This is a genomic window from Cystobacter fuscus DSM 2262 (assembly GCF_000335475.2).
GTDB classification, from domain to species: domain Bacteria; phylum Myxococcota; class Myxococcia; order Myxococcales; family Myxococcaceae; genus Cystobacter; species Cystobacter fuscus.
In genome coordinates, this window is the sequence record NZ_ANAH02000010.1 from 355,825 (window position 1) to 381,471 (window position 25,647).

Sequence of the window (25,647 nt, forward strand, 5' to 3'; positions counted from 1 at the left end):
CTCGCCCGCATTGATGAGGGTTAAGAAACCGGTTCTTTTCCCCACCTGCGCCGCCAGCGCGCTCGGCGCATGGGCGGAAGAGAGGCCTCCGCCTCCACGTCAGAGGCAGGCGAGCGGAGGCCGTGTCACGAGTCCTTCCGCCGGGAGGCGTGTGCCCCGCCGTCCAGCACCTCGGACAGGGTCGTGGCTTGGAGGGCCCGGTCGAACCAGCTGTCGAGCGTGTCCACGTCCGTGCAGTCGAGGATGCGCTGCCGGGCTGCTTCCTCCACGTGAATCCCCCGGAGGGCGAGAATCCGCAGGATGGACTCAGCACGCCCTCGGCTCAGCCCCCGTGCCAGACCCTCTTCCCTGCCTCGCACCAGCCCCTTCTCCAGCCCCTTCTCCAACCCCTGAGCCAGGCCCTGCTGACGTCCCTGCTCGATGAGTTCCTCGCCATAGCTCCGCATCAACTCCTCCGCGCGTTGCTCATCCAGCACTGAATGTAGCACCTGCCCCGTGGCGTCGTGGACGGCCTTGTCCCCGGTCCACAGCAGGTAACGGATGACCACCAGCAAGTGTTCGGCGCCCTCTGGAGCCGCCTGCACCTGGGCGAAGAGGCCCACCCACTCCGGCAGCTTGCGTGCCAGTTCCCCAGTACGTCCGTAGCGCAGCACCAACCACGCCAGCCGGGCCAGCGGAGGCCCGGGTCGTGCTTTCAACGCCTCTTCCCGTTCGGCGGTCAGGTCATCGAGCAGGTACTCGAAGCGTGGCACCCACGTTCGCCAGTGTGCCCGCTCCTCCTCTCTCTCCCCCGGCAGCTCGAACAGGTCCTCCACCCGCCGCGGCGCGGTCCAGGCCCCTTCCGGCCCGTGGTACATCACCAGCGGGAGGATGACCGGCAACTGTGGGCACTCCGGGTGCTCCTGACGCCAGCGCTCCACCTGGCGCACCACGTAGCGCAGCATCCTCAGCGCCATCCACCGGTTCACCGAGGACTGGTGCTCCAGCAGCACGTACAGCAGCAGCGAGCGGCCCGTGCGCAGGCGGGCGGTGAAGAGCAGGTCGCTCTCCGTCTCGCGCAGTTCCGGGTCCACCACGCTGCTGGGCTCCAGGCGCAGACTGGACCAGTCCACCGCGGAGACGACCTGGGCGGGCAGGACGGCACGTAGCTCGGCCTCGGCCCGCTCGGGGCGGCCAAAGGTATAGCGGGCGAAGAGGTCATGAGGTCCGGGCATGGCGCACGGTGCCCCAGCATGGAGCGGGCCAGTCGCACCCCGCGGGGAGTCAACAGGCCATGGACGTCCGCGTTCGCCCCCCTTCGTCCCGTCGGCGAGACGCCATTCTCCAGGGAGGGGCCTCCAGTTGGTCCGCCGGTCCGCCTGAGTCAGACGAATCGTCTTTACAAATCGTCTGACACCTTTTCAGGGACACCTTTTCAGGCCGTAAGCAGGGTCCGCTGTCACGGCCCGTGACTCGACAGACGGACGTTCTGGGTGCTTGGCTCGTGATGTTTCATTCTCAATCGCGAGCGAGCGTGCGTGTCATGTTTCACTTCCGCCCTGGATCGCCGTCATCCCGAAACAGTTGGAGACGCCGCGTACCGCTGATGGCGGTCCTCGCCCTCGTGGTCGTGGCCTGTGGTTCTGCCCCCGCGGACCTCGACGCCACCGTGGGCGTCCGGGCGTCGGGCCTGACGGCGCACCTGTCCACGGGCAGGACGAGCCATGCGTCGGCGTTGTTGTTCGATGGCAGGGTGCTCACCGTGGGCGGCCAGCACACCGGGGGGCTCCTCGACAGCGCCGAACTCTATGAGCCTTCCACGCGCACCTGGAGCCTGACAGGCTCACTCGCGCAGGCTCGAGCGTTGCACACGGCCACGGTGCTCCAGGATGGCAGGGTGCTCGTGGTGGGCGGCTATGGCACGGCTCCGCTCGCTGGCGCGCAGCTGTACAACCCGGCCACGGGCACCTGGGTCGCCACCGCGTCGCTCGCGCAGGCCCGCTACTCCCACACGGCGACGCTGCTCCCCAATGGCAAGGTGCTGGTGGTGGGAGGCTACAGCACGGCACCGCTCGCCACGGCACAGCTCCATGACCCGGCCACGGGCACCTGGGCGGCCACCGGCTCGCTCTCGCAGGCGCGCTACCTGCACACGGCGACGTTGTTGCCGGATGGCCGCGTGCTCGTGGCGGGCGGGACTGGCACGAGCGGTGTCCTCGCCACTGCCCAGGTCTATGACCCGGCCACGGGCACCTGGTCCACCACTGGCGCGCTCTCTCAGGTTCGTCACCAGCACACGGCGGAGTTGCTGCCAGATGGACGGGTCCTCCTCGTGGGAGGGAGGAACGCGAGCGCGTTTCTCGCCACCACCGAGATGTACGACCCGCCCTCTGGAACGTGGGCCCTCACGAACCCGCTCGTGGAGGCCCGCCGGAGTCACACGATGACGCGGTTGCTGGATGGCCGGGTGCTCGTGGTGGGAGGCGAGAACTCAGCCACCCCCTATCTCGCGGAGTCTGAGTATAGGAGGGAGCGAGGGACACGCCTGCCCAGGCCTCCCTCCCATGAGATGCGCGGCAGGAGCCTGGGCCTGTTGGTCGCGCCACGTCCTTCTTCCGTGGGGAACGCTCTCGGCGTTTGTCCGGGCTTTCCCTACTCCCTTGGAGGGATTGGTCGAGGGCGTGGGTTCGGCACGAAGTGTCTGACACCTTCTCGGGACACCTTCTCGGCCTGATCAGTCTCCGCCCGGGCTCCAGCCGCCGATGCTGCGGTAGATGCCGTCGCGCAGCTCGCGCACCTCGGCATTCAGCCGGGCCAGCCGGTCCATCGACATGCCGGAGGCCGAGAGCAGTCTTTCCCCCAGGCAGCCGGCTCGCGACCGCAAGGCACGGCTCTTCTCGGTGAGGGCGATCAGCACCTGCCGTTCGTCCTCGGGATTGCGTATCCGGCGCACCAGGCCCGCCGTCTCCAGACGCTTGAGCAGGGGCGTGAGCGTGCTGGACTCCAAGGCGAGGTGTTCCGCGATGCGGCCGACGCTCTGCTCGTCCGCGCTCCAGAGCACGTTCAGCACCAGGTACTGCGGGTAGGTGATCTCCAACGCGTCCAGCACCGGTTTGTAGGCGCGCTGAATCGCCAGGCTCGCGGAATAGATCGCGTAGCAGACCTGCTCGTCCAGGCTCGCCGGGCTCTCGACTTCGTCCATCTCGGCTCCTTCCCTTCCACCCCTACATCATCACTCCATTGTTCCGTTCTCGCACGAAATAATATCGCGATAACTTTCTGGTGGACGGCGGCTCTCGGTGGCTGTACCTATTTGCTTATCGCGATAACGAATTTGCCCCTCGCGAACAGGAGACAGAACCATGAACCGCACGCTTCGTACCCTCGTCTCGGCCGCCGCCTTGCTCGTGTCCGGCCTCGCCGCGGCCGCCCCAGCCGGCAACCCGGCCCCCATCAAGAACGTGGTCCTCGTCCACGGCGCCTTCGCGGACGGCTCCGGCTGGCGTGGCGTGTACGATGAGCTCACCGCTCGGGGCTACCGGGTCAGCATCGTCCAGAACCCGCTGACGTCGTTCGAGGACGACGTGGCCGCCACCCAGCGGGTCCTGAACCGTCAGGACGGGCCCACCATCCTGGTGGGACACTCCTACGGAGGCAGTGTCATCACCCAGGTGGGTGAAAACCCCAAGGTCGCGGGCCTCGTCTATGTCGCCGCCTTCGCGCCCGAGGTCGGCCAGTCCGCGCTGGATCAATACGCCGAGGTCCCCCCGCCGCCGAACTTCGTGCCCGAGGAGCAACCCGACGGCTTCGCCTTCCTGAAGGGCGAGACGTTCCGGGCCGGCTTCGCGGGCGACGTGAGCAAGAAGGACGCCGCCTTCCTGCGTGACGCCCAGGTTCCGATCGCCATGGCCGCACTCAAGGCCAAGGTCACGACCGCGGCGTGGAAGACCAAACCCAGCTGGTTCATCGTGGCGACCGAGGACGGAGCCATCGCGCCGGAGCTGCTGCGGCGGACCGCCAGGCGGATCGGAGCCCGGACGACCGAGGTGAAGGGCAGTCACGTGGTGTTCCTGACCCAGCCCAAGGCAGTCGCCAACGTGATCGACTCCGCGGCGCGCGGGGCGTCGTCCGAGACACGCTGAGCACTCGCGGGATCTCCGCGGTGTCTCTCCTTCTCGGGCTTCGCGCGGGTGCGTTGTGAGAGTTGCAAGGACGAGCTTCTCGTTGCCTTCTCGTGCAAGGGGCGAGGGGTGAGCCTGGCCCGCGGAACCGGGGCAGGCTCACTTCTCGGCTTCGGCCGAGAGCCGCATGAACCACGGCTCTCGGCTGGCCAGCCATGGCGAAAGCCGAGTCAGAGGATCTGGTACTGCACGACAATGTTGCCGAGATCGGTATTGGCAATCGTCGAGAAGGCGCCGTAGGTGAGGTCCAGACAAACCGGGGAGCGAAAGCCCCCGCGGTCATTGATGGTCACCGTGACCGACTTGCCCTGGTAGGTCACCTTCACCTGGGTACCAAATGGCAGGGAGTTGTGGGCGGCCTTGAGCGCCATGCGGTGGAAGGGCTCACCACTGGCGGTCGGCCATCCCTCGGGAATCTCGCCCTCCGCCCCGTACCAGGTCGCATTGCAAGTGGCGATGGGGCCGCCCTGCGGCAGGCCAGAGATCGTCAACTGCTCCCACGGGCCCTGCGCGGGGCCATACGCGGCCACCGTGCCGCCGCCGCCGTTCTCCGCGAGCACCCAATGGCCGGTCTCCGTCTGCAGGCCGACGATGTCGCCGTTGGAGATCACGCCGCTCCCGTTCTGCTTGACGATGCGGAACGTCTCCCAGGTGAGGCGATTCCAGGTGGCGGCGTTCAGCGTGGAGCCGCCCCCGTTCACGGCTTGGAAATACTGGCCGTTTCCCGCGCGAATGAAGATCGTGTCCCCACTCTCGAGCGCCCCGCCGTTGATGTCCTCGATCGTGAACTTCTCCCACTCCAACGCGGCCGTCGCCGTCGCGATGACCGCGCCGCCGCCATTGTCTTGAGCTCCAATATATTGGCCGCCGAGCACCGTTTTGAAACTCACGCCGGAGGTGAGCAACGCACTCGAGGAGGTCTCTGTTGCGTCGTCTTGGCCCTCAGACGAACCGCTCGCCGGGTCGCACGCGCTCATGAAGAGCAGGATTGCGCTCGCGGCATGAAGGAGAAGCCTTGAGTTTTTGCGATGGAGCATGGAGCCTGCCTTGATTGAAATAAGGTGGCGTCTTGCCACCCGGCTCTAGAGGCTCTTGCAGCGATATTCGGGTCACTCGAATCGACAGGGTGCGCCCTGAATCCCCCGAGTCGGTGTCAACGCACTTGAAATGCGGGACGAGACCTTCTCGGCGGCCTGGCCTTTGCCTGCTTCCTCGCGCGCACGGGTGGGGGGTCGTGGATATATGAGTTCCGTGACGACTCCTGGCACACCCGAATCTCCGCTCTCGCTCCTCTGCCGCGGCTGCGGTCTGTGCTGCGATGGCAGCCTCTTCAGCCACGTGGGGCTTGAGGCGGACGAGCTGGCGCGTCTGCGCGCCCTCGGTATTCCCACGCAGCAGCGGCGGAGTGGGAGGGAGGTGCTTGCGCAGCGGTGCCCAGCGCTCAAGGGTCGTGACTGCCAGATCTACAAAGATCGACCGTCGGGCTGCGCCGCGTACCAGTGCTTGCTCGCGGAGTCCCTCGTCGAGGACCGGGTCTCACTGGAGGATGCTCAGGCGGTGGTGCGCAAAGCGCAGCGGCTGATCGCCGACGGCCACGCCCGACGCTTCCTTCGACAGCGCTTCCGCGGACGCAAGGGCCTCGATTGATCGCCGCCGACGCTCGTAACGCTACGTCGGTGCCCGCATCCACCCCATTCCGGGCGGCACCGAGGCCTTCATCCTCGAGAGCATGGCCGAGGGGGTCGGCCTCGTGGATGACGCGGGAGTCTTCCTCTACACCAACCCGGCATGGGAGCGGATGTTCGGGTACGAGCGCGGCGAACTCACGGAGACGCGCCTCTCCCAGGCACTCCTCGGCCACTTGAGGGACCAGGGCAGATGGGCCGGAGAGCTCCAGTACGTCCGGAAGGATGGCCACCCCCTCACCGACCTACGCCCGGATGACGGCCATGGAGCCTGGTCTTCCTGCGCGAAAGCCTGGGAGTGCCTATTGCCTCCGGCGCCAGGGAACCCCTCAGCTACGGTTGGAACGTGGCCCTGCTGCTCTTCAACTGGTGCTGCTACGCCGCCTTGGGCTTCCTCGCCGGGCTGAAGCTGGGCGGCGTGCTCTGGAAGGAGCGGTAGTGCAGCGGGCCTGGTCCGCGGTGAAGTACACGTCTGTTTGTAGACGGGCCCCGCTTCCAGGATGAAGGTAGGCGAAGCCTTGCGCTTGCCCTTGTGCTCTGGATGGTGGATCAAGTGGACGACGTGGGGCTGAACAGCCCGGTCCTCCCGTGCTCGTTCAGTCATCCGGTGGGGTTGCTGAGGGGAAGGCTGGCCTCCGACTGGAGGGGGGCGCCAATCGATGCAGCCGGGGTCCACTCTTAGAGGGTGATCTCCACTGAAAGTGAGCGACGACTCGCCGGGTTGGACGTCTGCTTGTACGAGCAGATGGAGGAGGCCCTCGGCATCTACAGCCGGGAGGCCAGGGTGCTGTACCTCAACCCGGCGGCGGAGCGGATGATCGGCAGGCCGCGAGACGAAGTGCTCGGACAGATCTTCTGGGAGCTGTTCCCGAAGTCGGTGGATACCCCCCTCCAACGCGCCTTCCACCAGGTGGCGCTGACGGGCCAGCGCCAGCAGTTCGACGCCGGGTATGACGACGCCGACGGAAGCCACTGGTTCTCCCACCGCATCTACGCGAGTGGCGACGTCATCTACGTCATCGCGGTCGATATCACCGACAAGTGCAAGGCGCACGAGACACTCGAGCTGAACACTCGCATCCTCGAGAGCATGGCCGAGGGGGTCGGCCTCGTGGATGACGCGGGAGTCTTCCTCTACACCAACCCGGCATGGGAGCGGATGCTCGGGTACGAGCGCGGCGAACTCACGGAGACGCGCCTCTCCCAGGCACTCCTCGGCCACTTGAGGGACCAGGGCAGATGGGCGGGAGAGCTCCAGTACGTCCGGAAGGATGGCGCCCCCCTCACGACCTACGCCCGGATGACGGCCATGGAGCTCAGGGGCCGGAGCCATTACATCTGTGTTCAGGAAGACATCACGGAGCGCAAGCGCGACGAGGCCCGGCGGCGGCAACTCGCCAGGGAGGTGGAAGCCGCGCGGGCCGAGACGGAGTCCGAGCGTCGTCGCTTGTACCAGCTCTTCAACGATGCTCCCGCCGGCATCGCCCTGCTCCGGGGTCCCGATCACATCTACGCCCTGTCCAATCCGATCAACACCGAGCTGATCCACGACGAGCAGGTGCTGGGCAAGTCCGTCCGGGAGGTCCTGCTCGAGGCCGAGGAGCAGGGCTTCATCGCCGTCCTGGATCGCGTCTATTCGACGGGCGAGACCTTCATCAACAAGGGGGGATTGGGGCACTTCCGACAGCCGGACGGCACCATGAAGCCGGAGTATCTCGACATCATCGTTCAACCGACGCGCGACGCTTCCGGCCAGATCGATGGCACCGCGGTGTTCATCTTCAAGGTGACGGAGCAGGTGCTGGCCCTTCAGAGGCTGGAGGTGCTGGCCGAGCAGCTGCACCACGGTGAGGAACGGCTCCGCACCCTGGTGGAGGCCAGCTCCGTCATCCTCTGGTCGACCGATGCGGGGGGAAGGTGCGTGGAGGACTCCGCCTCGTGGCGGGCCTACACGGGCCAGACGCTCGAGCAATGGCTGAGTCCGTGGGGGTGGCTGGAGGTCGTCCACCCCGAGGATCGCGACAGGGCGTTCAGGGCCTGGAGCGACGCCTTCACCCATGGGTCCGAATACAACATCGAGTTCCGGCTGCACCGCGCCGGCGGCGACTACCGCCATGTCCAGTCGCGCGCCGTCCTCCTCCGTCAGCCCGATGGTGCCCCCCGGGAGTGGTTCGGTGCCATCACCGACATCCACCAGCGCAAGCAGGGCGAGCTCCAGCTCCGACAGTCCATCCAGATGAGGGATGAGTTCCTGTCCGTGGCCAGCCACGAGCTGCGCACTCCCCTCACTCCGCTCAGCCTCCTGCTCCAGGGGTTCCTGCGCGCGGCCAGTACCCAGCCGGACACGCCCTTCACCCAGCTCGTCACCCGCGGCGCCGAGGCCGGACGCCGGCAGATCCAACGGCTGGTTCGGCTGGTGGGCGATCTGCTGGACGTGTCCCGGATCTCCGAGGGCCGGCTCCAACCGAGGCGCGAGGAGATGGACCTGGTGGCGCTCGCCCAGGAGGTGGTGTCCCGGTTCGAGCTCCAGGCCACGACGGCGGGCTGCCAGTTGCTGCTACACGCGCCGGGGCCGGTGGTGGGCTGGTGGGATCGGCTGAGGTTGGAGCAGGTGGTGGTGAACCTGGTGGACAACGCGCTCAAGTACGGCCCTGGCAGGCCCGTGTGCATCCGCGTCGACCGCCTCGAGGACAAGGCCGTACTGCACGTGACGGACGAGGGGATGGGCATTCCGCCCGAACACCAGTCCCGCATCTTCGAGCGCTTCGAGCGTGCCGTATCGGAGCGGCACTACGGAGGGCTGGGGCTCGGGCTCTTCATCAGCCAGCAGATCGTCCGGGCCCACGGAGGCCGCATCCGGGTGGAGAGCACGCCCGGGGTCCGGACGACGTTCACGGCGGAACTGCCGCTCGAACCCTGACTCCGCCGCTCAGAAGGTTGAGGCGCTGCTCAGCAGGTGTGCTTGATCTGACCGGTGTCGCAGTTCAGCTTGCGGTGGCAGATCTGACAGGCCGGGTCGGTGCTCGCCGGATCCTGGTAACAGCTCCAGAGCGACGGGTCGGTTCCGGTAGAGGAACAGGACGCATCACCGACGTCGAAGTAGCCAAACGTGATGACGAACTTGCTGCAGCGGTCCGCGCCGCTGAAGAAGTGGCCGTTGATGATCGCCGGAGTGTTGTAGCAGGCCTCCGTCGAGGACTGGCCCTCGGGGACACCGGTCAGCCAGCCGGTGTGGGTGCGAAACCCGTCGCACTTGCAGTCCTCCGAGGGCGCAATGGTGTACCAGTAGGGGTCGGCGCTCGCGGTGGTCGCCGACAGGGTCAAGGCCAGAACCGCACTGAAGAATGTCTTGCTCATCAGGTTCTCCGGGTGGGTGTTTCGCAAGGCCAGGGGCCCGGCCTCGTGGTGCGCGGGACGGTACAGCGGGGCACGTGCGTGCCTCTCGACCCTTCCGTGAAACGCTCCGCCGGTGCCGTGAGCCGGCCTTTCCTGTCCGGAGAATGCCCCGCTGAGGTACCTCTTCGGTACTACTCGGTCTTCATTCCCGTATCGATCTCGGCGCAGTACTCCTTGTAGGCCTTCTGGGCCAGGGCATCGCCGAACTCCGCGTCCAGCCTCAGGCTCAAGGTGTGGATCTGGATCGCCTCGAATTTGCCGCTGCCCGTCACGGGACGGAAGACATAGGTCTCCCAGTCCACTGCGCTCGGCGTGGTCCACCGCGTGTTGGAGATGGACCCCGTGTACTCGAGCGAGAGATTCACCACTACCAGTGGTGTGCTGACGGACGACGCCACCTTCTTCATCGCGGGCAGCCCACTCTCCGCGCTCAGGATGATCTCCCCGAACTCGCGCACCTGCGTTTCGTGGTACCGCCAGAGGCCGCTCTGCTGCCACTGGCTCCACTGGGGGACGATGTTCTCCGCGTCGTCCGGTCCACCAATTTCCAGCGCCATGACGTGCCCACGATCCAATGGCTTGTTCAGCAGATCCAGCGTGGACACCGGCTTGGGCGCACGTCCCCGGTCCCCTGTCGTCATCGGAACCGACACACCCACCACTCGTACGGGGCGCACCATGGTCTGCTCTTCGCCCTGATGGAGCCGCTTGAGCTGCCGCTTTCCCATGTCCAGCCGGTTCGCGCTGTCGATCTCCTTGCTCTCAAGCAGGATGATCACCGGAGGAATCCCCAGCGCCGTGCGTTTCGTCCCGCCCACCAGCTCATCGCACGCCGCGTAGTTCCCCCAGTGGGTGGGGATGCTGAGCTCGTCGACCATGGCCTTTCCGAGCCGTGTGTAGCGGTCTTTCAGCAGGCCACTCTCGGGCATGGCGTCCTCGAACAGCTTCTTCAGATCCGTGTATCTCTGACTCGCCATCGCATGTGCTCCTGATGAGGGGGCCACGAGTCTACGTTGGCAGCACGTCGAGCCGCATCTCCGCCGTGTCTCTCATGGGAGGGCCTCGCCTGCGTCGGCCCCGGTAGGGCACACGTCCTTTGGAGAGCCCTCGAGGCGGCAGTACTTGGCCAGGGTCTCACAGTACTTGCTCATCCCCTGGGCACAGGCTTCGCCCCAGCGCCGGGCGAGGACCCTCATGTCCTGGTCCGTCTCCGCGACCTCACGCTGCTCGGGTGAGAGTTCCTGCCATTGAGCCGCGTTGAGCGCCTGGAGCGCCTTGGCCCGCTGCCGGAGCCGGGCTACGGCCCCCACGTCCCCGAGCCCCTCGGCGATGTCCGCGGCGAGGGTGCAGTACTTGGGGGGGATGCCCTGGGGCGACAGCATCTGCTCGCAGATGCGCTCCAGACAGGGCCGGACGGCGGTGTAGAAGCCCAGCTCGGTGCTGGGACTCCAGGGGCGCTCGGACCAGGGCACGGCGACCTCGGGACAGGCCAGCCGGTAGGAGCGGGTGACCGTCGCCATTCCGGGCTCGCCCCTGATGAGCGGCAGGACCTCCTGGCACAGCGGCGAGGACTTGACGAGCGAGGAGGCTTCGCCCGCGTCGACGCCGGCCGGGGGCTCGCACATCCGGCTCATGCACTCCATGCTGATGAGTTGCGCGGCCAGCTGGGAGGGCCGCTCGGCCTGGCCCCAGCTGATGGCGGCGAAGCGCGGGCAGAGCTGCTCCAACTGGGCCCGGAACTGCTCCTTCGACACGCCTGGGGTCTCCAAGGGGGCCTGGCCCTGGGCGTCATCGGAGGGCTGCTGGAAGGGTTGGCGCGAGGGAGGTCGGGAGGCCCACACGCCGAGCCCGATCAGCACCACGGTTCCGCCTACCAGGAGCAGCCAGAGCCACCAGGAGGAGCGCTGCTCCGGGGCTGGAGGGGGCGGCTTCCTGCCTCCAGTGCGCGACTTGGACCGGGCGGCGAGCGCCAGGGGCAGCAGCAACACCAGGGTGGACTGCCATGAAGCAGGGTCAGCCGGGAACGAAATCATGGCGGGAGTGTATGCCCTGGAGCTGGACATGTGTCCGGGATAGAAGGTGCGGAACCTCCCTCCCTCGAGCTTCGAGATGAGTCCTCCTTCCTCACGTCGGTTGGCCTCGCTCGATTGGATGAGGGGACTGGTGATGGTGTTGATGACGCTCGACCACGCCTCGGGTGCCTTCAACGCGGGGCGGGTCGCCGCGGATGGCGTGTCACGCTGGAAGGTGGGTTCGGCGCTCCCGGCCGAGCAGTTCCTGACGCGCTGGGTGACGCACCTGTGCGCGCCCACCTTCGTCTTCCTGGCGGGGACCGCGCTGGCGCTGTCCCTCCACCGGCGTCTGGCGGAAGGGGAGTCTCCTCGTGGCCTGGACGGCTTTCACCTCCGGCGAGGCCTGTTCATCGCCTTGTTGGATCCGCTGTGGATGTCCTGGATCCTCCTGGCGTGGGGGCGATGGCTTCTCCAGGTGATGTACGTGTTGGGCGTGGGGACGATGTGCATGGTCGCGTTGCGCCGACTGAGCGCGCGGACCCTGGTGGGGCTGGGTCTGCTCCTGATCGCGGGCAACGAATGGATTTCGGGAGTGCTGACCCACGGGGGCTCGCCCTCGGTGCCGGTGGCCCTGTTGTTCAACGTGGGGTACTTCGAGCAGAACCATTTCATCATCGGCTATCCCCTGGTGCCCTGGCTGGGCATGATGTGCCTGGGGTATGCCTTCGGGCGCCGTCTGCTCGCCTCTCGCGCGGGAGTCGCGAGACTGTTGGGGGCGTCCGGCGTGGCATCGCTCGGGCTGTTCCTGCTGGTGCGAGGGCTGAATGGTTATGGCAATGAAAGGCTCTACCGCGAGGGGGATGCCTTGTTGCAGTGGCTGCACGTGAGCAAATACCCCCCGAGCCTGGCCTACGCCGCGCTGGAACTGGGTTTGATGGCGCTGCTGTTGGCGGGATTCTGGTGGGTGCAGGAGCGCTGGGGCGAGGTGAAGGTGCTCGCGCCACTGCGGCTGCTGGGGCAGACGGCGTTGTTCTTCTACCTGCTCCATGTCCATCTGTTGTACGGCGCGGCGATTTTGCTGGGGGTCAAGAAGCAACTCGGACTGGGCGCGACCTACGGGGCGGCAATGGCGGCCCTGGGGGTGTTGTCCGTGGCCTGCGCGGGATACCGGCGCTACAAGGCGGCCCATCCCCAGGGGTGGACACGGTACGTGTGAGGCGCCGGCAAAAGATGTCAGGAGGCTGGGCACGGTGAGCTGACAACGAGGGCCCGGCTCTCCAGGGAGGAGCGCCGGGCCCGGGGTGTTACGGGGTGACAGTGAATGCAGTGGGTTGCGTGTCGGTGATGCCCTGCACCCGCGTCGGGGAGGTAGTCCCTCCACCCGGGGTGAGTGTTTTGTGGGTCCTTCCCCTGCCGCTGGTGGCCGTGCTCGCGGGAGGGCTGTGGCTGTCAACCCAACTGCGACGCGCGGGATGGGCCCTGCTGGTGTTGGGCCTGCTCTCGTTCCTGGGTGTCGTGCTGCTCGATCAACTCGACATCCTGGTGGAATATGAGTCCTGGCTGGAGCGCGGCATGCCGGATCGCCCCTTCTGATGCTGGAATTGTCGAACTCGAGGAGGGGAGGGGGCTGACACCTCTCAGGGGTGTTTCGCAAGGCCGGAGGCCCGGCCTCGTGGTGCGCGGCATGCTAACATGTCACTGACACGTCATTGATATGACAACCGAGCATGGATGGCAGAGGGCCTCGCCTCTCCCCAGAACGCGGCAGCGGCCAGCACCTCAGGCATGGCGCGTGCATGCTCCGAGATACGTGCTCTCAGGCCGGGCAGGCTTACATGCAGGACAGCCCAGAGCATCAATGCTTCAAATGACCGTGGAGATGATGTCATGGAACCGACGAGTTTGATCAGTGGTCTCGAGGCGGTTGTCAAGGCGGTGGGTTTCATCGTGGAGCACAGCAAAAACGGCAGCCCACTGTATAAAAAGATATACAAAGATTCCGTACTGACCTTCCAGGGGACAGACACGAGGGGTGGGCTCTCTCCCGAATACTCCGAGTGGTACTGGATCCCTGAGAATCTGGAGAAGGATTCGAAAAAATTCATCTTTCGGGATATCTACTTCTACCTGCCGACCCAACAGAATTCGAAACAAGTGAATTGGCTGCAGAGTATCTTGAGTAAGGACACGATTACGCTGCAAGACTTTTCGAACTGGTTCGAACTGCTGGAAGATGCGTCCGATGTCCTTTTCAGGAACGTGCATTTGTTCGAAAAAGTCGCGGAATCGAGGCGCTTTTCCATCCAGCCAGGCACACTGACACCTTATCTCCATAAGCATGCCTATGTCGTGCTGTTCGACAATGGGCAGAAAATATCCAACGCTGGGATGGAGAAGGTAAGAGAACTCGGGAATGCGGGTTTGTTGGCAAGTCTTGCCGCTGCTCCAGGATCGCCGAGCTTCCTGCACGCGCCGAATGGCGACTTCTCGAAGGCGCACCCGGACACGATCATCAACTACACCACCTGGGATGGCTCGAACTGGACCGCCAGGTTCGACGGCACTCGTTTCGTTCATGCGCCGAACGGCGACTGGTCAAAGTCGAAGGCCGACACCATCATGAATTACGTCAGCGTGGACGGCGGCAAATGGACTGTGCGGCTGGAGCAGCGTAATTTCCTTCACGCGCCCCAGGGAGACTTCGCGCGTGCCCATTCGAGCGACATCATCACCTACAAGGCCTGGGGTGGCTCGAACTGGACCGCTCGCCTGGTCTGGTGACGCTGCGTCCCGCTGCGCAGTCCAGAGGAGCGCTGGCGTGCGTCCTGGCCCAGCATCAACGGTGTGACGTACCGCCCTGGCCTCCTCGGAACCTTCCAGCTCACGAAGAGGCCAGGACGATGTCCGGCGGGGGAGACTCCGTCAGAGGTGGCTGCTCAGCGCGCTCATCTGGGGCTTGTCCACACCGCTCGTCGGCTCGAGCGAGAAGAAGTAGCTGCCCCACCAGGGTCCACCGGCCCAGTACGTCCACCCGAGGTAGACATCCGAGTTCGCCTCGAGGTGGTCCATGATGTTGTCGAGGGCGCTCAGGCAGACCGAGTCCGTTCCACTGGCCACTTCTCCCAGGAAGCCCTTCTTGCCATTCGCGCGCAGCCAGTTCGTGAAGGTCTGCATCCGCTGCGCGCCGATGGTCGCGCTCACACAGGAGGCCTGGGTGCCCGAGGAGTCGCTGTCCAGGTACTGGTGGACCTCGAAGGCGTAGTTGTTGCGGGGATCCTTGACCTGCAGCATCACCGTGGCGTTGGGCGTGCCGTACCAGTTGCTCGCCCACGAATGAGCACCGGTCCACGCGTTGCCCGGCACGAGGATGAGCTGGGTGGCCCCGGTGTTGCGGATGGCCTGGATGGCGGCGTTGGCCGCCCCCAGCCACTGCTCCGTGGGCATGCTGTGGGGCTCGTTCATGAGGCCGAAGATGACCTTCGTGTTGCCCTTGAACTCGTTGGCCAGGCGCGTCCAGAAGTCGGCGAAATCCGCGTTGGGGACAGCCGAGCCGATGAGGGCACCGTTGTAGCGAGCGTAGTTGTGCGGATCCAGGATGACGGTCGCGCCCTTGCCGGTGAGCCGGTTCACCGTCGTCTTCAGCCGGCTCAACTCCGTGGCGTCGAACGCGGCATTCCGCGTCCGCTGCAGTCGCTCCCACATGAAAGGCAGGCGGAACGTCGTCATGCCCTTGGTGAGGTAGTAATCCGCTGTGGTGTAGTTCGCGTAGGAGGGATCCGGGTAGACATAGTCCTTGCCGTGCGTGCCCGGAATCGCCGAGCCGAACTCGGCACCCGCGAGGTTGATCCCGCGGTAGGGCAGGGGTCCGGCCAGCGTGGCCTCATTCGCGCGGGCCTCCGGCTCCTGGGTCACGGACTGCTCCTCGAGCGGTCCACCACAACCCCAGAGAAACGCCCCCAGGGTGAGCCAGCCCAGCATTCGGGTGTTCTTCATATGTGGTTTTGCCTCCAACTTGTGGGATGGGCAATGTGTGCTCAATCTCAAATGAGGTCAAGCAAATTAGGTAAATCAGTACTAAACGGCTCATGGCTGCTTGGATGCCTGAGGAGGGGGGAGCCGTCCTGGGCCCCCGAGATGCGCGAGCACCGCGTCCGCGACCTGTCCTGGGGTTTCCCGAGCGGCGAAGTGACCGATCCCGTCGAGCAGGCGGGCTTCTCCCCGGGCACCTCGTGAATGCGCCCGGGGAGTGCTCACCGTGTTCGTCTGTCTTGAAGACTAGTTGCAGGAGTACGTATAGCTACCTGGCGTGCTCCAGGTTCCATCCGGGTTGATCTGCCGCACGGTGTAGCCGCTGGCCGGGTAGGTCGTGCCCCAGCAGTCCCGGGCGCGTACGTCGTTGCGGACGGCGCTGGACAGATCCCAATTGCCCTGGCGGCGCAGCTTCTCGTAGAGGGCGACGCGGTCCACGGCCTCGCGCCACGTGGAGTCGTTGTAGAGCACGTCCCGGCGCTTCTCGAGGAACTTCTGAAGGAAGGCGCTCTCGGTGATGCCATTGCGGCCAATCGCGGGCGCGGTCTGGCTGGTATTGCCCAGGGCGTTGTTGGCCGCCCGGATGAACTCCCCGAGCGTGCCGTGGTTGATGTACGCGTCGTAGAAGGCGGCCTTGGACAGCGCCGTGGTGAGGCCCCACTTCTTGGCCTCGTTCATCGCGGGCGTGAAGTACAGCCGCTCGCTCACCTGATCCTGGCAGCTCTTGAAGTCCGCCCGGGTGGTGGTGTTGTTGTAGCTCGCGCCCCAATCACTCCGCCAGTTGCCGATGACATCCAGCTCGGACGTCGATGCCTGACTCTCGCCGGTCGACAGGAAGCGATTGTTGATGGTGGTCAGCCCCGGCATGTACTTGGCCAGGAGGTTGCCATTGCTCGCGCTGCGCAGGGCCTGGTAGCACTGGACGACCTGGATCGCGTCGCCCGTGCCCGTGCAGAAGCCCGCGCGCCCGCTCGTGTAGCCCCGGCCGTCGCCGATGTTCTCGGAGTACGCGTAGTCGAGCGCCGGGGTGTCGTTCTCCCAGATGCTGGTGATGGCCTCGGCCACCTTCTTCTGGTTGGCCGTCACTCCCGTGCCGCCGTCGCTGCCGGTGCCACCATCCGTCCCCGTGCCGCCATCGCTGCCGGTGCCGCCGTCGGTGCCCGTGCCGCCGTCGGTGCCGGTGCCACCGCAGCTCGGGTCGCTGATCTGCACGTTGCCCGCGGTGAACGAGGTGGAGGAGGTGGTGGAGTAGTAGAACGTGTAGGACGCGTTCACCCCCACCGTCAGCCCCGACGTGCGGGAGTAGGTGCACGTCGTGCCGCTCTGGGTGTGCGTCCAGCCGGCCTCGTCGTGGTCACACGTCACGCCGCTGGGGACCGTGAAGGCGATCCGCGGGCTCGTCATGGCGCTCGTGCCCGTGTTCTTGAAGATGATCGTCCCCCAGTAGTCCGGGCCGTCGTAGGTGTTCGTGGTGATGGAGTACGAACAGGCCGCGAGCTCCTGGCCCAGTTCTCCTGCCGCCTCCGCGAAGTCCTCGCCCGTCCCGCCGCAGGCGGCGAGCGAGGCGGCCAGTCCCATGAGGGCCAGGTGACGGCCTCCCGTACGCGGTGTTCCATGTCGATGAGCGTTCATGCTTGGCGTTCCTTTCCTGCCGCGGTGGCCTCCTTGGGGTGGAAGGCACGTTCCGGGCGGGGAGCCCGGACGCGGGGAACGCCATGTAAACATGGTTTACTTGGTTTGAGCGAAGAGAGTTCTACCTGGCGTGAAGTCCGGAGCTACTTCCGCAGCAGGGTGCCCTCGAGGAAGAAGGCGATCGCGGCGGCGACGATGAGCCATGTCCACAGGGGCACGGGAGGACGCTCGGCGTCCGAGCTCGAGGCCTTCACGGTCTCCTCGCCGAAGTGGGCGGCGAGCGTGTCCTGGGGCAGCCGGGACAGGTCGCTCTCGGCGGGGTCGAGCGTGGAGGCGAAGGCGAGCGCGGGCACGGGCTTGCCGTCCGCGCCCAGCACGGAGAAGGTTCCGGGTTGCTCGATGGGGCCCACCACCACGGTGCCATCGGGCTGCGGCTTGAAGGGCACGTCCTGGCCCTCGGGCGCCTTCACCGCGGACACCGTCTGGGTGCCCTCGGGACGCAGGGCGAGCGTCTCGCCCACGCGCACGCGCTGCTCCTCGCGCTCCTCCAGCGAGCCGGTGAGGTACGCGGCGAAGCGCTGCATGAGGGGCAGGAAGCTCGTGCGGATGGGGAAGTCGGTCCAGTCCCGGTCCACGGTGCTGGTGAAGAGCGCCACGCGGCCCTTGCCCCGCCGCGCCACCGCCACCGAGGGGGCTCCATCCTGGTACGCCGCCAGCACCTGGTTGGTGCCGTCCGTCGCCCCGCTGCCCTCGGCCTCCAGCAGCATGTACCGGTAGAAGTGCGCCCCGGTGAGTCCTTCCTCCGCGCGGCCGGTGAAGGGCGCGAAGAGCGGGTGCTCGGTGGTCACCTGCGCGAGCTTCTCCGCCTTGTCCTCGGCGGAGGGGTCGTCGCGCTCCACGCTCGTGCGCACCAGCCGCAGCGGGCGGGGCAGGAGCGCGCCCAGGCGCGTGTTGTACGCCTCCGGGTCCACGTGGTCGCCCATGCTCACGAACAGCCCGCCGCCGTTCTCCACGAAGGTGCGCAGCTTCGCCGCCTCCGCCTGGTCCGGCGCCGTCACGTTCAACAGCAGCACCAGGTCATACGGGGTGAGGTCCTCGCGCCAGCCGGCCTCGGCGTCGCGCACCACCGCCTGCACGGGCGAGCCCGGCGCCGACAGCGCCGCTTCCACGAAGAAGGCCTCGTCCCGGTAGCGCGTGGCGTTGGGTGCCCCGTTCACCACCAGGGCCTTCAAGGGCCGGGGCACCGCGAGCACGAAGGCCCGCCGGTCATCCTCGGCCAGCGCGTCGGGCGTGAGCGTGCCCTCGCCGGAGAGTGTGCCGCCCTGGGTGAAGCGCACCGTGAGCGACTTCTGCGCCGTGCCATGGGCGGGCACGTCCACGAAGCCCTTGCCCAGCGTGGTGTCCCCCACGCGCACCGCCGCCTCCAGGTCCTTGAGGGGCGCGTCCCCGTGGTTCTTCACCGTGAAGGTGAACTGGAAGGCGCGGGGGCCGGCCTGCAGCGCGGGCTCCACCTTCAGGTCCACCAGCGCGTGGTTGGGCAGGGCGTCCCGGCCCGCGTCGCGCAGCACGACCTCGGGCCGTACCGACTCACCCGTGGGCCCCTTCACCGTGGGCGCCGGGGACTCGAGCCGCAGCGAGCCCGCCGTCAGGTCCGACACCACTACGAGGCGCTTGCCCGCCAGCGGGCTCTCCTCCAGCGAGCGCGCCGCCAGGTCCAGGCAGCGCGACAGGTCCGCCGCGGCGTACGTGGGCCGGGCCTCGTCGATGAGCTGCCGCAGCCGGCCTCTATCGAAGGCCGGGGCCCCGGGCGCCTCGGGCGCGTGCGTGCACACCAGCACCGTCGCGGGCTCCTCGGGGCGCAGGTCCGCCAGCGCGTCGCGCGCCTCGTCCCGGGCGCGCTCGAAGAGCGAGGTGCCATCCGACCAGCGCATGGAGAGCGACGCGTCCAGCACGATGGCCGTGGCCGCCGGGCCCTTCACCGTCACGGCCGCGTCCGCGTCCCGCCGGAACTCCGGCATGGCGAGCGCGATGGGCAGGGCGAGCAGGATGAGGGTGCGCAGGGTGTAGAGCAGCAGCCGCTTGAGCTTGAGCCGGCTCGCGGTGCGCTTCTGGCTGCGCAGCACGAAGGCCATGGGCCCGAAGGGGTGGGGCCGGGGCCGGCGCCGATCGAAGAGGTGCACGAGCAGCGGGATGAGCGCCGCCAGCGCGCCGAGCAGCATCCAGGGGTGAGCGAAGGTCAACGCCGCCTCCCGCGCTTGCCCAGGAAGCGCAGCAACACTTCGTCCAGCCGCTCGTCGGTGCGCACCAGCTCGTAGTCCACGTCCGCCTCCGCGCAGGCCACCTTCACCCCGTCGAGGAACGCGCCGAACTCCTCCAGGTAGCTCTCCTTGATTTCGCGGGGGTTCACCTCGACGCGGCCCTCGCCCTCCATGTCGAGGAAGAGCGTGGGGTCATCGAAGGGGAACGTCAGCTCGGCGGGGTCCACCAGGTGGAACACCGCCACGTCGTTCTTGCGCTGGCGCAGCGCCAGTATCCGCTTGAGCGCCGTGGGGTCCTCGTCGAGGAAGTCCGAGAGGATGACGACGGAGGAGCGGCGCGGGAGCACCTCGGCCAGGTGGTCCGCGGCGGATACGAGCTGGGTGCCGCCCTTGGCGGTGGCCTCCTCCAGGGCATCCAGGAGCACGTTGAGGTGGCCGGCGGAGGCGCGCGGGGGCACGTCGCGGAAGCGCCCCTCGGTCATGACGGCCAGGCCCGCGGCGTCCTGTTGGCGCACGAGCAGGTAGCACAGCGCGCCCGCGAGCGTCTTGGCCACCTCCAGCTTGGACAGGGCGGTGCTCTGGTAGCCCATGGAGGCGGAGGCATCCACCACCATCACCGAGCGCAGGTTCGTCTCGTGCTCGAAGCGCTTGACGTAGTACTTGTCGAACTTGCCGTAGGCCTTCCAGTCCAGGTGGCGCAGCTCATCGCCGGGGGCGTACTCCTTGTGCTCGGCGAACTCCACGCTCTGACCCTGGTGCGGGCTCTTGTGGAGGCCGGACAGCACCCCCTCCATCACCGCGCGGGCGCGCAGCTTCACGCCCTGCAGCCGCGAGAGTGTCTGGGCGTCCAGCAGCATTTGGGGCCGCTATCCCTTCACCAGCGAGACGAGCTGATCCACCAGCTTCACCGACGTCATGCCCTCGCTCTCGGCGGTGAAGTTGGGCAGCACGCGGTGGCGCAGCACCGGCCGGGCTACCGCCTTCACGTCCTCCACCGAGGCGACGAAGCGCCCGCCGAGGATGGCGCGCGCCTTGGCCGCGAGCACCAGGTACTGGCTGGCGCGAGGGCCCGCGCCCCAGGACACGTTCTTCTGGATGAAGTCCGGCACGCCCGGCTCCTTGGGGCGGGTGTGGCGCACCAACTCCACCGCGTAGCGCACCACGTGGTCGGGCACCGGCACCCGCCGCACCAGGGCCTGCAGCGCGAGGATGCGCTCGGGCGAGAGGATCTTCTCCAGCGGCGGGGGCGTGCCGCCCGTGGTGGACTTGACGATCTCCACCTCTTCCTCGGCCGTGGGGTAGCCCACGTCCACCAGGAACATGAAGCGGTCGAGCTGGGCCTCGGGCAGCGGGTAGGTGCCCTCCTGCTCGATGGGGTTCTGCGTGGCGAAGACGAGGAAGGGCAGCTCCAGCGGGTAGGTGCGGCCGCCGGCGGTGATGCGGTACTCCTGCATGGCCTGCAGCAGGGCGGCCTGCGTCTTGGGCGGGGTGCGGTTCACCTCGTCCGCGAGGATGATGTTGGCGAACAGCGGCCCCTGGAGGAAGCGGAAGGCGCGGTGCCCCGTGGCCTTGTCCTCCTCGAGGATGTCCGTGCCGGTGATGTCCGACGGCATCAGGTCCGGGGTGAACTGGATGCGGTTGAAGGACAGGTTGAGCACGTCGGCCAGCGTGGAGATGAGCAGCGTCTTGGCCAGGCCCGGCACGCCCACGAAGAGGCAGTGGCCGCGGGCGAAGAGCGCGATGAGCAGGTGATCCACCACGTCGCGCTGCCCCACGACGCGCTTCTCGATCTGGGCCTGGATCTGGGCCTTGGCCCGGGCGAGCTCCTCGACGGCCTGGAGATCCTCGCTGGTGGGTGCCGGGGCGGTGGCGGGGGTGGTCGGGGAGGCGCTTTCCATAGAGGAGGATCGTCTTAATCGCGGGAAGGCACGCGGACCAAGGGTTTCGCGTGGGGCCGCGGCTCGAACGTGGGCTGCCAACCTTTCCGGGGGCGGTCTATTCCTTTCCCACCGGCGCGTTCGGGACCCCCTCCCCCCCAGGTTGTCTCCCTGCCCTCCGGGGGGGTTGGGACGGCGCCGGGATGGGGGGGATGCCAAAGGGAATGACCCCATTACCTTCCACCGGTTCGTTTCTCCTGGGGTCCTCGCGGACCGGGAAACGGGTGGAGACAAGCTCATGCATCGTCTGTCCGAGGGAATCACCCACCGTGCGTGGTACCGGCTGCTGCCCGCCGCGTGGCTCGCCTTCGCCGCCGGGTGTGGTGGCCTGGAGGCTGGAGCGGAGGCGTCCGAGGCCCCCTCGACGCAGGAGCGGGTTCCCCAGGAGGCGGGTCCCATCACCCCGTCCGCTCCCGGCGCGCTTCCTCCCGCCGAGGCCGCCCCCGCTCCCCAGGCCCGGCCCTGGTTCCACCGGGTGGGCGGGCCCCAGGACGACCTCGGCACGGGGCTCGCCGTGGATGGCTCCGGTCATGTCTCCCTGGTGTGGTTGTCCACCCCGCGCCAGGACGCGGACCGGGCCCCCGTCGAGGGAGAGCAGCTCGCCCTCTCCCTGGCCCGCCATGATCCGGAAGGACAGCGGCTCTGGACGCGCGAGTTTCCCCGCAACCGCGTGGACGCTCCCCGGGTGGTGGCCTCGCCGGGTGGGGAGCTCTTCCTGTCGGGCAACGCCTTCCTGTACGACATCGACTTCGGCCTGGGCGCGGCCTCGGACGGCTTCCTGGTGAAGTTCTCCCCGGAGGGCGAGCCCCTCTGGCAGCGGCGCGTGGGGCAGAAGGTGTACGCGACGGTGGCGGATGCCTCGGGAGGCGTCTTCGTCGCGGCCGAGGAGTGGACGCCGGACGGCCTCCTCCCGGTGCTCGCCCACCATGACGCCCAGGGCGCCTTCGTCTGGACGCGGCAGCTCGACGTGGTCGAGCGGGGGACCGAGCTGCGCGCGGCGGCGCGGATGCCCTCGGGGCAGTGGCTGCTGGCTGGCCGCCTGGAGGGCGTCCTCACGGTGGACGGACAACGCTTCGGCGCTCCGGGGGCGTCGTCCCTGCTCCTGCTCGCCTTCGGCGGGGAGGGGCGCCTCGCCTGGGGCAAGGCATGGCAGGGGGTGGACGCGCACGTCTCCGGGCTGGAGGTGGATCCGGCGGGGGGTGGGGTGCTCGTGGGCGAGTTCTCCGGCGACCTGACGTGGGGAGACTCCCGGCTGTCCGGTCCCGGCGCCTTCGTCCTCTCCTCGGGGGCCGAGGGCGTGGAGCGCTGGGCCCGCGCGCTTCCCTGTGGCCAGGCGCCGGCGGCTCCGGCGGTGACGCTCGACGGGGAGGGCTCGGTGGCGGCCGTGTGTGGCGACACCCTGAGCCAGTACTCGCCCGAGGGCGAGCAGCGGAACGAGCAGGTGCTGACGCCCGGTGAGTGCTCCGAGGGAAACTGCCCGGTGGTGGCCACCGCGCTGGACTTCGTCCCCGGCCAGGGCCTCGCCCTCACGGGCCTGCAGCGCCATGGCGACGCGGTGAACGGGGACCAGGAGGCCTTCCTTCGGCTTCTCGCTCCGTGAGAAGGGCGTGGGAGCAGGGGGTACACCCCGCGCGTCCCCTTTGGGAGGTGGCTGGCATTCGAGCAGGCGAGGGCGACGGAAACACTTGAGCGAGGCAGTCGGACCCGCGACAGTCCATGGGATGGATCAGGGTCGGCGCACCTCGGAACGCAAGGCCGTGGGCCTGCTGGTGAAACTCAAGCACACGAGCGTCGTCAGCTTCGTGCAGGAGTACGCCGTCAACATCAGCCCCGGGGGCATGTTCATCCGCTCGCGCGAGCCGCAGCCCGTGGGCACTCCGGTGCGCTTCGAGGTGCGCATCGCGGATGGGCAGCGGATGCTCAAGGGCTCGGCGGTGGTGCGCTGGTCGCGGCCCGTCGAGGACGTGACGGGGCCGGCCGGCATGGGCATCCAGTTCACGGAGCTGGATGAGGCCTCCCAGGCCCTCGTCGACCGGATGTTGCAGATGAAGAACGCCTCGGCGCAGGCGGGCGCGCCCGCGCCGGGGAAGGCTGCTCCCAGCCTCACGCCGCCTCCCGTCGCGGCCCCTTCCGTGGCCCCGCTCATCCCGGTGGTGGCTCCCGTGCCCCGGATGCCCTCCCGGCAGGGCATTCCCGCCGTGGCGTCCGCGAAGACTCCCTCGGGGACGCGTCCCGCGGTGGCTCCCACCCGGACGCCCGCGCCCGTCGCGCCGCCGCCCGCGACTCCCCCGCCGCCTCCGCCCGTCACGGCCCCCGTCAACGCCGTCGACATGTCGCTCGACGAGCTCCTCGCCTTCACGCCCCCGAGTTCCCAGTCGGACGAGCCCGAGTCGAGCGCCGGAGGACTCGGGTCCAGGGGCCCGCGGGAATTCGACCTGGAGGATCTCTCGGCGGCGGCCAGCTCCGGGCCTCCGCTCAAGCCTCGCGGTGCTCCTCCGGCGACGGCTCCGGCCACTCCCGCGCCCGCCCAGCGGGGCAGCGCGGTGGAACTGGAGCTGGAGTCCTCCGACGAAGACGAGCCGCTCGAGCTGGCGCGGCCGGTGGCGGGGCAATCATCCCAGCGGCCCGCGGCGAGAGCGCCCGCGCCGCCTCCTCCCGCGCGTGCTCCAGCGCCGCCGCCTCCCACGCGAGCGCCCGCGCCTGCTCCCGCGAGAGCGCCCGCGCCGCCTCCCGCCGCGGCTCCTACACCCGTGCGCCCCTCCACGGTGGTGCCGGTGGTCGGGCCCGCGCCCTCGCCCTTCAAGCCCCAGGCCCTGCCGCTCGAGCCGAAGACCACGCCGGGGCAGGTGCTCACCGTCTTCCTCACGCCGCCCACGAGCATCGAGGGCAAGGGTCCCGTCATCGGCATCGACCTGGGCACCACCAACACGTGCGTGGCGGTGATGCAGAACAACAAGCCCACGGTGCTGCGCTCGCGCGAGGGCTACAACACCATCCCCTCGGTGGTGTCGCTGTCCACGCAGAGCAAGCTGCTGGTGAGCCACCGCGCCAAGAGCCAGGTGCTGCTGCGTCCGGAGCACACCATCTACGGCGCCAAGCGCATGGTGGGGCGTCCCTACGACAGCGCCGTGGTGAACCAGGTGCGCGAGCGCTTCCATTACGAGATCCTCCCCGACGCGCGCGGCCGGGCGGCGGTGCGCATGGGCGAGCACGTGCTGTCGCTCGAGGAGGTGCAGGGCATCATCCTGCGCGAGTGCAAGGAGTTGGCCGAGCAGCACCTGGGCACGAAGGTGGAGCGCGCGGTGGTGACGGTGCCCGCGTACTACTCGGAGCCGCAGCGCGAGGCGGTGCGCCGCTCGGGGTGGCTCGCGGGCATCAAGGTGGAGCGCATCCTCAACGAGCCCACCGCGGCGGCGCTGGCGTACGGGCTCAACCGGGACATGGCCAAGCGGGTGCTCGTGTATGACCTGGGCGGCGGCACCTTCGACGCCACGGTGCTGCGCATCGACAAGAACGTGTTCGAGGTGCTGGCCACCGGCGGCAACATCTTCCTGGGTGGCATGGACTTCGACAACGTGCTGGTGGACCTCTTGCTCGAGCGCTTCCAGCAGCAGGAGCGGGTGACCTTCCAGGGAGACCGGGTGGCGCTGTCGCGGGTGGCGGACGCGGCCGAGCGCGCCAAGGTAGCGCTCTCCGAGTCCAACGCCTACGACGTCCACATCCCCATGCTCATGGTGGACGACGCCGGGCGGCCCCGGGACATGCACATCACGCTCACGCGCGCGGAGATGGAGAAGGTGTGCATGCCGCTGGTGATGCGCACGCTGGACGTGGTGGGGGACGTGCTGCTGGACGCGAAGCTGCGCCCCTCGGACATCGACGACATCCTCCTGGTGGGCGGGCAGAGCCGCATGCCGCTGGTGCGCGAGAAGCTCAAGGAGGTGCTCGGCCGGGCGCCGCACGCGGGCGTCAACACGGACGAGGCGGTGGCCCTGGGCGCGGCGCTCTACTCCGGCGCGGTGGACCGGGTGAGCAGCGTGGTGCTCATCGACGTGCTGCCCATGACGATTGGCGTGGCGATGCCCGGCGGCGTCTTCACGCGCGTCATCGAGCGCAACACGCCCCTGCCCGCGCAGCGCTCCTTCGCCATCTCCACCACGCGCGATGACGAGGAAGTCATGGAGCTGTCCATCTTCCAGGGCGAGGACGCGCACATCTCCGCCAACGAGTACCTGGGCACGGCGCGGCTGGAGGGCCTGCCCAAGGGGCCCAAGGGCTCGGTGCGCGTGGCGGTGACGCTGCGCCTGGACTCCGAATGCGTGCTGCACGTCAACGCGCAGGAGTACTCGACGCGCAAGGAGATGAAGGCCACGCTGGCCACGCGCTACACGCCCGAGGAGTTGCGGCAGCGGCTGGGCGTGGCCAAGGACGCGGCGCGGGCGGCCGAGGAGCGGCGGGGCCAGGAACTCAAGGAGCGCTCGGGTCGCTTCTGGGGCTTCCTCAAGAAGGTGGTGGGCAAGAGCTGAGAGGGCACCGCG

The 25,647-nt window shown here is 68.0% G+C and carries 21 protein-coding genes and 1 pseudogene; 11 read left to right on the forward strand and 11 right to left on the reverse strand.

Going from position 1 to position 25,647, the window contains the following annotated elements; all coding sequences use genetic code 11:
• Positions 1–125 precede the first annotated feature (125 nt).
• Complete coding sequence (locus tag D187_RS58780) at positions 126–1,214, reverse strand: Rpn family recombination-promoting nuclease/putative transposase (RefSeq protein WP_002622546.1); 1,089 nt, start codon at positions 1,212–1,214, stop codon at positions 126–128.
• Positions 1,215–1,585: 371 nt separating this feature from the next.
• Here D187_RS58780 and D187_RS19830 point away from each other — a divergent pair, with 371 nt between their 5' ends.
• Positions 1,586–2,713: a Kelch repeat-containing protein gene (locus D187_RS19830; protein WP_051256423.1), complete on the forward strand. Its 1,128-nt coding sequence runs from the start codon at positions 1,586–1,588 to the stop codon at positions 2,711–2,713.
• On the opposite strand, the gene D187_RS19835 is transcribed toward D187_RS19830, so the two are convergent.
• Entirely contained in the window at positions 2,714–3,181 is a 468-nt protein-coding gene (locus D187_RS19835) for a MarR family winged helix-turn-helix transcriptional regulator (RefSeq protein ID WP_002622544.1), read from the reverse strand. It lies immediately after the preceding gene.
• A gap of 160 nt (positions 3,182–3,341) precedes the next feature.
• Here D187_RS19835 and D187_RS19840 point away from each other — a divergent pair, with 160 nt between their 5' ends.
• The gene (locus tag D187_RS19840; RefSeq protein ID WP_002622543.1) at positions 3,342–4,121 is read left to right on the forward strand and encodes an alpha/beta fold hydrolase; all 780 of its coding nucleotides are present in this window, start codon (positions 3,342–3,344) and stop codon (positions 4,119–4,121) included.
• Positions 4,122–4,330: 209 nt separating this feature from the next.
• On the opposite strand, the gene D187_RS57935 is transcribed toward D187_RS19840, so the two are convergent.
• Positions 4,331–5,197, reverse strand: coding sequence for a septal ring lytic transglycosylase RlpA family protein (locus D187_RS57935; protein WP_002622542.1), 867 nt, complete (start codon positions 5,195–5,197; stop codon positions 4,331–4,333).
• Between the two features lie 214 nt (positions 5,198–5,411).
• Here D187_RS57935 and D187_RS19855 point away from each other — a divergent pair, with 214 nt between their 5' ends.
• From D187_RS19855 to D187_RS19860, 4 genes and pseudogenes are all read left to right on the forward strand, one after another.
• A complete protein-coding gene (locus tag D187_RS19855) occupies positions 5,412–5,807 on the forward strand; it encodes a YkgJ family cysteine cluster protein (RefSeq protein ID WP_043430780.1) in 396 nt (131 codons plus the stop codon).
• Between the two features lie 82 nt (positions 5,808–5,889).
• Positions 5,890–6,084 (forward strand): annotated as a pseudogene (locus D187_RS59250) (PAS domain-containing protein); the annotation flags it as partial.
• Positions 6,085–6,143: 59 nt separating this feature from the next.
• Positions 6,144–6,284 (forward strand): hypothetical protein, encoded by a 141-nt coding sequence (locus tag D187_RS57940; RefSeq protein WP_245591767.1) that lies wholly within the window; start codon positions 6,144–6,146, stop codon positions 6,282–6,284.
• 282 nt (positions 6,285–6,566) lie between these two features.
• Positions 6,567–8,765: a PAS domain-containing sensor histidine kinase gene (locus D187_RS19860; protein WP_051256425.1), complete on the forward strand. Its 2,199-nt coding sequence runs from the start codon at positions 6,567–6,569 to the stop codon at positions 8,763–8,765.
• A 29-nt stretch (positions 8,766–8,794) separates the two neighbouring features.
• On the opposite strand, the gene D187_RS19865 is transcribed toward D187_RS19860, so the two are convergent.
• The 3 genes from D187_RS19865 to D187_RS19875 all read right to left on the reverse strand — a co-directional run bounded on the left by D187_RS19865 (position 8,795) and on the right by D187_RS19875 (position 11,274).
• Complete coding sequence (locus tag D187_RS19865) at positions 8,795–9,202, reverse strand: hypothetical protein (protein WP_020918142.1); 408 nt, start codon at positions 9,200–9,202, stop codon at positions 8,795–8,797.
• Positions 9,203–9,372: 170 nt separating this feature from the next.
• A complete protein-coding gene (locus D187_RS19870; RefSeq protein ID WP_002622537.1) occupies positions 9,373–10,218 on the reverse strand; it encodes a DNA/RNA non-specific endonuclease in 846 nt (281 codons plus the stop codon).
• 72 nt (positions 10,219–10,290) lie between these two features.
• On the reverse strand, positions 10,291–11,274 hold the full coding sequence (locus tag D187_RS19875) for a hypothetical protein (protein ID WP_155893451.1): 984 nt from the start codon (positions 11,272–11,274) through the stop codon (positions 10,291–10,293).
• A gap of 76 nt (positions 11,275–11,350) precedes the next feature.
• Here D187_RS19875 and D187_RS19880 point away from each other — a divergent pair, with 76 nt between their 5' ends.
• The 3 genes from D187_RS19880 to D187_RS19890 all read left to right on the forward strand — a co-directional run bounded on the left by D187_RS19880 (position 11,351) and on the right by D187_RS19890 (position 14,034).
• Positions 11,351–12,469, forward strand: coding sequence for an acetyltransferase domain-containing protein (locus D187_RS19880; RefSeq protein WP_043430784.1), 1,119 nt, complete (start codon positions 11,351–11,353; stop codon positions 12,467–12,469).
• A 170-nt stretch (positions 12,470–12,639) separates the two neighbouring features.
• Positions 12,640–12,846, forward strand: coding sequence for a hypothetical protein (locus tag D187_RS19885; protein ID WP_155893452.1), 207 nt, complete (start codon positions 12,640–12,642; stop codon positions 12,844–12,846).
• A 294-nt stretch (positions 12,847–13,140) separates the two neighbouring features.
• Positions 13,141–14,034: a DUF4751 family protein gene (locus D187_RS19890; protein ID WP_043430619.1), complete on the forward strand. Its 894-nt coding sequence runs from the start codon at positions 13,141–13,143 to the stop codon at positions 14,032–14,034.
• Positions 14,035–14,175: 141 nt separating this feature from the next.
• Here D187_RS19890 and D187_RS19895 read toward each other — a convergent pair whose 3' ends face one another.
• The 5 genes from D187_RS19895 to D187_RS19915 form a co-directional block, all read right to left on the reverse strand.
• Positions 14,176–15,246 (reverse strand): glycoside hydrolase family 5 protein, encoded by a 1,071-nt coding sequence (locus D187_RS19895; RefSeq protein WP_002622532.1) that lies wholly within the window; start codon positions 15,244–15,246, stop codon positions 14,176–14,178.
• Positions 15,247–15,528: 282 nt separating this feature from the next.
• The gene (locus D187_RS50120; RefSeq protein WP_002622531.1) at positions 15,529–16,914 is read right to left on the reverse strand and encodes a chitosanase; all 1,386 of its coding nucleotides are present in this window, start codon (positions 16,912–16,914) and stop codon (positions 15,529–15,531) included.
• Positions 16,915–17,057: 143 nt separating this feature from the next.
• Positions 17,058–19,154 (reverse strand): BatA domain-containing protein, encoded by a 2,097-nt coding sequence (locus D187_RS19905; RefSeq protein WP_002622530.1) that lies wholly within the window; start codon positions 19,152–19,154, stop codon positions 17,058–17,060.
• Positions 19,151–20,029: a DUF58 domain-containing protein gene (locus D187_RS19910; protein ID WP_002622529.1), complete on the reverse strand. Its 879-nt coding sequence runs from the start codon at positions 20,027–20,029 to the stop codon at positions 19,151–19,153. The genes D187_RS19905 and D187_RS19910 overlap by 4 nt, the downstream gene beginning before the upstream one ends.
• A gap of 9 nt (positions 20,030–20,038) precedes the next feature.
• On the reverse strand, positions 20,039–21,070 hold the full coding sequence (locus D187_RS19915; RefSeq protein WP_002622528.1) for an AAA family ATPase: 1,032 nt from the start codon (positions 21,068–21,070) through the stop codon (positions 20,039–20,041).
• A gap of 277 nt (positions 21,071–21,347) precedes the next feature.
• Here D187_RS19915 and D187_RS53985 point away from each other — a divergent pair, with 277 nt between their 5' ends.
• Both D187_RS53985 and D187_RS19925 read left to right on the forward strand, forming a co-directional pair.
• The gene (locus D187_RS53985; protein ID WP_002622526.1) at positions 21,348–22,709 is read left to right on the forward strand and encodes a hypothetical protein; all 1,362 of its coding nucleotides are present in this window, start codon (positions 21,348–21,350) and stop codon (positions 22,707–22,709) included.
• 121 nt (positions 22,710–22,830) lie between these two features.
• A complete protein-coding gene (locus D187_RS19925) occupies positions 22,831–25,635 on the forward strand; it encodes a TIGR02266 family protein (RefSeq protein ID WP_020918146.1) in 2,805 nt (934 codons plus the stop codon).
• Positions 25,636–25,647 lie beyond the last annotated feature (12 nt).

Excerpts from the sequence above, each read along its gene's own strand:
- D187_RS58780 (WP_002622546.1), bottom strand. The coding sequence starts at position 1,214 with ATGCCCGGACCTCATGACCTCTTCGCCCGCTATACCTTTGGCCGCCCC.
- D187_RS19830 (WP_051256423.1), top strand. The coding sequence starts at position 1,586 with ATGGCGGTCCTCGCCCTCGTGGTCGTGGCCTGTGGTTCTGCCCCCGCG.
- D187_RS19835 (WP_002622544.1), bottom strand. The coding sequence starts at position 3,181 with ATGGACGAAGTCGAGAGCCCGGCGAGCCTGGACGAGCAGGTCTGCTAC.
- D187_RS19840 (WP_002622543.1), top strand. The coding sequence starts at position 3,342 with ATGAACCGCACGCTTCGTACCCTCGTCTCGGCCGCCGCCTTGCTCGTG.
- D187_RS57935 (WP_002622542.1), bottom strand. The coding sequence starts at position 5,197 with ATGCTCCATCGCAAAAACTCAAGGCTTCTCCTTCATGCCGCGAGCGCA.
- D187_RS19865 (WP_020918142.1), bottom strand. The coding sequence starts at position 9,202 with ATGAGCAAGACATTCTTCAGTGCGGTTCTGGCCTTGACCCTGTCGGCG.
- D187_RS19870 (WP_002622537.1), bottom strand. The coding sequence starts at position 10,218 with ATGGCGAGTCAGAGATACACGGATCTGAAGAAGCTGTTCGAGGACGCC.
- D187_RS19875 (WP_155893451.1), bottom strand. The coding sequence starts at position 11,274 with ATGATTTCGTTCCCGGCTGACCCTGCTTCATGGCAGTCCACCCTGGTG.
- D187_RS19880 (WP_043430784.1), top strand. The coding sequence starts at position 11,351 with ATGAGTCCTCCTTCCTCACGTCGGTTGGCCTCGCTCGATTGGATGAGG.
- D187_RS19890 (WP_043430619.1), top strand. The coding sequence starts at position 13,141 with ATGGAACCGACGAGTTTGATCAGTGGTCTCGAGGCGGTTGTCAAGGCG.
- D187_RS19895 (WP_002622532.1), bottom strand. The coding sequence starts at position 15,246 with ATGAAGAACACCCGAATGCTGGGCTGGCTCACCCTGGGGGCGTTTCTC.
- D187_RS50120 (WP_002622531.1), bottom strand. The coding sequence starts at position 16,914 with ATGAACGCTCATCGACATGGAACACCGCGTACGGGAGGCCGTCACCTG.
- D187_RS19910 (WP_002622529.1), bottom strand. The coding sequence starts at position 20,029 with ATGCTGCTGGACGCCCAGACACTCTCGCGGCTGCAGGGCGTGAAGCTG.
- D187_RS19915 (WP_002622528.1), bottom strand. The coding sequence starts at position 21,070 with ATGGAAAGCGCCTCCCCGACCACCCCCGCCACCGCCCCGGCACCCACC.
- D187_RS53985 (WP_002622526.1), top strand. The coding sequence starts at position 21,348 with ATGCATCGTCTGTCCGAGGGAATCACCCACCGTGCGTGGTACCGGCTG.
- D187_RS19925 (WP_020918146.1), top strand. The coding sequence starts at position 22,831 with ATGGATCAGGGTCGGCGCACCTCGGAACGCAAGGCCGTGGGCCTGCTG.